Below are 5240 nucleotides of genomic sequence, written 5' to 3'. Positions count from 1 at the left end.
TCGGATCCTCCTGCGGGCCCACCGACCACATCGGCGCCTCCGGGCTGATCTTCGGCTGGCTGGCCTTCCTGCTGGTGTTCGGCTGGTTCACCCGCCGGATCTGGCAGATCCTGGTCGGGCTGGTGGTGCTGTTCTTCTACGGCGGAATTCTGTGGGGAGCGGTGCCGGTGCTCAACGTCTGCGGTGGGGTGTCCTGGCAGGGCCACCTGTGTGGGGCGCTCGCCGGCGTGCTGGCCGCCTACTGGCTGGCGCGCCCGGAACGCAAAGCCCGCGAACGGCGCCGGGGGGCGGCGGCGTGAGCCCGATCGGAATCTTCGACTCCGGTGTCGGTGGGCTGACCGTCGCCCGCTCGATCATCGACCAGCTGCCCGACGAGGACATCATCTATGTCGGCGACACCGGCAACGGCCCGTACGGACCGCTGACCATCCCTGAGGTCCGCGCGCATGCGCTGGCCATCGGGGACGATCTGGTCGAGCGGGGCATCAAGGCGTTGGTGATCGCCTGCAACACCGCCTCGGCGGCGTGCCTGCGCGATGCCCGGGAACGCTACGACGTGCCGGTCGTGGAGGTGATCCTGCCGGCGGTGCGCCGGGCGGTGGCAACCACCCGCAACGGCCGAATCGGGGTGATCGGGACCCAGGCGACCATCGCCAGTCACGCCTACCAGGATGCGTTCGCCGCTGCCCGCGACACCGAGATCACCGCGGTGGCCTGCCCTCGCTTCGTCGACTTCGTCGAGCGCGGCATCACCAGCGGCCGGCAGGTGCTGGGACTCGCCGAGGGATATCTGGAGCCGCTGCAACGCGCGGGCGTCGACACGCTGGTGCTCGGCTGCACGCACTACCCGCTGCTGTCGGGGTTGATCCAGCTGGTGATGGGCGATCAGGTGACGCTGGTCTCCAGCGCCGAGGAGACCGCCAAAGAACTGCTGCGGGTGCTCACCGAGCGGGAGCTGCTGCGCCCCCACGAGGCCAGCCCGGCCACGCGGGTCTTCGAGGCCACCGGCGACCCGGAGGCGTTCGCACACCTGGCCACCCGGTTTCTGGGGCCGGCCATCAGCGGTGTCGGAGCGGTCCACCGCCGTGCGCCTTCGCACTAGACGGTGATTTCGATGACGAATCGTGGGTAAAGCACCGGTGTCTTCGTCATGGCCGTAGCGAACATGGCACAGTAGGGAACGTGCGACTGACCGTGCTCGGCTGCTCCGGCAGTGTGGTGGGTCCGGACTCGCCGGCATCGGGTTACCTGTTGCAGGCGCCGGACACGCCGCCGCTGGTGATCGACTTCGGCGGCGGGGTGCTGGGCGCCCTGCAGCGCCATGTCGATCCCGGGTCGGTGCACGTGCTGTTGTCGCATCTGCATGCCGACCACTGTCTGGATCTGCCGGGCCTGTTCGTCTGGCGCCGCTACCACCCCTCGGTGGCGGCAAAGCCGTTCGACAAGGGTTTGCTCTACGGCCCCAGCGACACCTGGTCGCGGTTGGGTGCCGCGTCATCGCCGTATGGCGGTGAGATCGACGACATCACCGACATCTTCGACGTGCGCGCCTGGGCGGACGGCGAACCCGTCACGTTCGGCGCGCTGACCGTGGTGCCCGGCCTGGTCTCGCACCCCACCGAGTCCTACGGCATGCGGATCACCGACCCCTCCGGCGCGACACTGGTCTACAGCGCCGACACCGGTTTCTGCGACGAGGTGATCGAGTTGGCGCGCGGCGCCGATGTGTTCTTGTGCGAGTCGTCGTGGACCCACGAGGCCAACCGCCCACCCAACCTGCACCTGTCGGGAACCGACGCCGGGCGTACCGCGGCGGCGGCCGGAGTGGGACAGCTGCTGCTGACCCACATCCCGCCCTGGACCGCGCGCGAGGAGGTGATCCGGGAGGCGAAGGCCGAATTCGACGGCCCGGTGCACGCCGTGGTGTGCGACGAGTCGTTCGACATCACGAAGGTCTGATCTCTCCAGAGTCCGCCGCGCCGGCCCGACATGCCCGGCTCGCCGCGGCGCTTGCGATCCCCGTTAGGGTTGTTCGCGTGTCCAAACGAGAAGACGGTCGCCTCGACGACGAGCTGCGCCCGGTCGTCATCACCCGCGGATTCACCAGCAACCCGGCCGGTTCGGTTCTGGTCGAATTCGGCAACACCCGGGTCATGTGCACCGCCAGCGTCACCGAAGGCGTTCCGCGCTGGCGGAAAGGCTCCGGCCAGGGCTGGCTGACCGCCGAGTACGCCATGCTGCCCGCCGCCACCCACACGCGCTCGGATCGCGAATCGGTCCGGGGCAAGGTCGGCGGCCGCACCCAGGAGATCAGCCGGCTGGTGGGCCGCTCGCTGCGTGCCTGCATCGACCTGGCGGCGCTGGGCGAGAACACCATCGCGATCGACTGTGACGTGCTGCAGGCCGACGGGGGCACTCGCACCGCGGCCATCACCGGGGCCTACGTGGCGCTCGCCGACGCGGTCACCTACCTGTCGGCCGCCGGCAAACTGTCCGACCCGCGGCCGCTGTCCTGCGCCATCTCAGCGGTCAGCGTCGGCGTGGTCGACGGCCGGGTGCGCGTCGATCTGCCCTACGAGGAGGACTCGCGCGCCGAGGTCGACATGAACGTCGTCGCCACCGACACCGGAACGCTGGTGGAGATTCAGGGCACCGGCGAGGGCGCGACGTTCCCGCGCTCGACGCTGGACAAGATGCTCGACGCGGCGCTGGCCGCCTGCGAGAAGTTGTTCGTGGTGCAGCGCGAGGCGCTGGAGCTGCCCTACCCGGGGGTGCTGCCGGAGGGGCCGGCCCCGAAGAAGGCGTTCGGCAGCTGACCGGATGAGGCGACTGCTGGTGGCCAGCCGCAACCGCAAGAAGCTGGCCGAACTGAGTCGGGTGGTCGCCCATGCCGGCCTGTCGGGGCTGCAGCCGGTCTCGCTCGACGATGTCGAGCCGTACCCGGAAGCCCCGGAAACCGCCGCAACGTTCGAGGGCAACGCCCTGGCAAAAGCCCGCGACGGCTATAACGCCACCGGATTGCCCTGCGTCGCAGACGATTCCGGGCTGACCGTCGAAGCGCTCAACGGGATGCCGGGAGTGCTGTCGGCACGCTGGTCGGGAAGCCACGGCGACGACGCGGCCAACACCGCGTTGCTGCTGGCCCAACTGCGCGACGTGCCCGACGGGCGGCGCGGCGCGGCGTTCGTGTCCGCGTGCGCGCTGGTCTGGGGCGACGGCCCCGAGCACGAGCTGGTGGTGCGCGGGCAGTGGGCGGGCCGCATCGCCCGGGAACCGCACGGCCAGGGCGGATTCGGCTACGACCCGGTGTTCATCCCGGCGGGCGGCGACCGCACCGCCGCGCAGTTGAGCCCGGCCGAAAAAGACGCGGAGTCACACCGCGGCCGGGCTCTGCAGCTGCTGTTGCCGGCGCTGCGCGCCCTGGCCTAGTGCCACGGGGCCTCAGAGGCCGAACTGCGCCTTGACGTTACGGGTCTGGAAATGCTCAACGATGACGCCCAGTAACGGAATGGTGCCGGCCAGCAGCACACCCACGGTCTTGCCCAGCGGCCAGCGAACCTTGACCGCCAGGTTGAAAGTGGCCAGCAGGTAGGCGAAATACACCCAGCCGTGCACCACACCGATCCAGACGGGCGGGTTGTCGACCTTGACCACGTAGCGGACCACGATCTCGTAGCACAGCGCGATCAGCCAGATACCCGTTGTCCACGCCAGCACCCGGTAGGGCAACAGTGCGCTGCGGACCTTCTCGGCAGGGGCAGCCTTGGCGGGTGTGCCGGTCATGCGGGGTTCCTGTTCTCTCGTTTCGTCTTGCCCAGTTCGGCCAGATAGGCGTTGTACTCGCGAAGCTCGGGATCATCGGTCGGGGTGGCGGCGGGCGCCGGACGCTCGGGCAGCAACCCGGCCGGAATCTCGGTCACTGCGTCAGCCGGGTGCAGCTCCGGCGGTTCTTCCTCGTAGCGGACGAACTTGCGGTAGGCGTACACGCAGAACCAGGCGAACAGCGGCCACTGCAGCGCATAGCCGAGATTCTGGAAGGTCCCGTTGACCTCTTGAAAACGGGTCCACTGCCACCAGCCCAGCGCCAGGCACGCGCAGGCGGCGACGATCACCAGCACGACCAGTGCCGGTCTCCGACGCCGTGTAGTGGACACCCCTTGACCGTACCGCCTGCGTTGGCGGGGGCAGGCGGGCCCAAGGCGGTTCGCGTTGGGGGAAGCTCCGCGGGCGACGTACGATGACGTGCGCTTGCGGGCGTGGTGGAATTGGCAGACACCCGGGTTTTAGGTGCCCGTGCTCGAAAGAGCGTGAGGGTTCGAGTCCCTCCGCCCGCACCATGTGATGAGTCGTTTCGCCAGATAGAGAACAGCCCCGGCTTGGGCGGGGCTGTTCTCTATCTGGCATGAATAGCCTTCGGCCCTGCCGAGATTGAGCGCAGGGCCGACCCCGCCCATACGGCGCTACATCACGATTGTCTGGGTGGTCTAAATCGCCGAAGGATCAGCCGGGTCTTGGCCCGGTGTACCGGGAGTTCCCGAACTACCGTCCATGCCCCCGCGCCGCCGTTATAACCGTGCTGGCCGTTGAATCCATTGCCGCCGTCACTGCCGCGTCCGTCTCCGTTGGGTCCAACGAGCCGCATCCTGCTGTACCGGCTCGACGAACGAGGTTGTCCGGCAGGCGGCAACCGATCATGCACAGCTCCTTGTTGAGGGACGAAACGAGGCACAGTTGCCTGCTGTAGAACGAAGATGCGGAGTCGGCGAGACTCCACCTCAGCTTCTGAGTCCATCGACACGATCTGAAGTTTCATAATCGACCAGTTGGCCGGTTAGTTGAACGCAAGTTCACATTACTGACATTGACGGCCCGCTGACAGTGAAGTTCTTTGGAGGGCCTTCTGACGTGACCCCATCCTTCGTCATGGGGCCTGCGGAATCACCGGCGGGATGCAGTCTGGCCCGGGCCTGATTGTGCCGGTGAGGCCAATCGGCCCAGGCCAGAGGCAACCATAAGTCAGATGTTGCTCTGTCCGGGTGCGCCGTCGGCACCTGGTGTGCCGTCGAGGGAGCCGTTACTGCCCTTCCCGCCGCCGGTGCCGGTGCGCCCGAGGGTGCCGTCGCCGCCACGGCCGCCGTTGCCGCCGTGGCCGTCGCCGTTGGGGCCGACGCGCCCGCCGCTGCCGCCCTCGCCACCGTAACGGCCGCCGGGGCCGTTGCCGCCGTTGCCGCCGTTGCCGC

At 68.6% G+C, this 5240-nt stretch carries 7 protein-coding genes, 1 tRNA gene and 1 pseudogene; 6 read left to right on the top strand and 3 right to left on the bottom strand.

The features are described from left to right. From LI92_RS19565 to LI92_RS19545, 5 genes are all read left to right on the top strand, one after another. Window positions 1-299 (top strand): rhomboid family intramembrane serine protease (locus LI92_RS19565; protein ID WP_046321894.1); only part of this gene is annotated, 299 nt, incomplete at its 5' end. Then, window positions 296-1102 carry a glutamate racemase gene (gene murI, locus LI92_RS19560; RefSeq protein WP_046321893.1) on the top strand — a complete coding sequence of 269 codons (807 nt, stop codon included), beginning with the start codon at window positions 296-298 and terminating at the stop codon, window positions 1100-1102. The genes LI92_RS19565 and murI, both read left to right, overlap by 4 nt. Before the next feature lie 80 nt (window positions 1103-1182). Further along, window positions 1183-1959 (top strand): cyclic nucleotide-degrading phosphodiesterase, encoded by a 777-nt coding sequence (locus LI92_RS19555; RefSeq protein WP_046321891.1) that lies wholly within the window; start codon window positions 1183-1185, stop codon window positions 1957-1959. 77 nt (window positions 1960-2036) lie between these two features. Further along, window positions 2037-2816 (top strand): ribonuclease PH, encoded by a 780-nt coding sequence (rph, locus tag LI92_RS19550; protein WP_046321889.1) that lies wholly within the window; start codon window positions 2037-2039, stop codon window positions 2814-2816. Between the two features lie 4 nt (window positions 2817-2820). After that, window positions 2821-3429, top strand: coding sequence for a non-canonical purine NTP pyrophosphatase (locus tag LI92_RS19545; RefSeq protein WP_046321888.1), 609 nt, complete (start codon window positions 2821-2823; stop codon window positions 3427-3429). 12 nt (window positions 3430-3441) lie between these two features. On the opposite strand, the gene LI92_RS19540 is transcribed toward LI92_RS19545, so the two are convergent. Then, the gene (locus tag LI92_RS19540) at window positions 3442-3783 is read right to left on the bottom strand and encodes a DUF3817 domain-containing protein (RefSeq protein ID WP_046321886.1); all 342 of its coding nucleotides are present in this window, start codon (window positions 3781-3783) and stop codon (window positions 3442-3444) included. Next, entirely contained in the window at window positions 3780-4154 is a 375-nt protein-coding gene (locus LI92_RS19535) for a hypothetical protein (RefSeq protein ID WP_152665561.1), read from the bottom strand. Before LI92_RS19535 ends, LI92_RS19540 begins: the two co-directional genes overlap by 4 nt. A gap of 96 nt (window positions 4155-4250) precedes the next feature. Between LI92_RS19535 and LI92_RS19530 the strand changes: the two genes are divergently transcribed. Then, window positions 4251-4337, top strand: a tRNA-Leu gene (locus LI92_RS19530). Window positions 4338-5016: 679 nt separating this feature from the next. On the opposite strand, the pseudogene LI92_RS23930 reads toward LI92_RS19530, so the two are convergent. Continuing rightward, window positions 5017-5240, bottom strand: a pseudogene (locus LI92_RS23930) (PE-PGRS family protein); the annotation flags it as partial.

Origin of the sequence: Mycobacterium sp. UM_Kg1, assembly GCF_000972925.1 — a bacterium.
GTDB classification, from domain to species: domain Bacteria; phylum Actinomycetota; class Actinomycetes; order Mycobacteriales; family Mycobacteriaceae; genus Mycobacterium; species Mycobacterium hiberniae.
The sequence above is the reverse complement of the archived record's forward strand: the minus strand, read 5'-3'. Positions and strand labels throughout refer to the sequence as shown.

Coding starts and splice junctions, on each gene's coding strand:
- LI92_RS19545 (WP_046321888.1), top strand. CDS start 2,821: ATGAGGCGACTGCTGGTGGCCAGCCGCAACCGCAAGAAGCTGGCCGAA.
- LI92_RS19540 (WP_046321886.1), bottom strand. CDS start 3,783: ATGACCGGCACACCCGCCAAGGCTGCCCCTGCCGAGAAGGTCCGCAGC.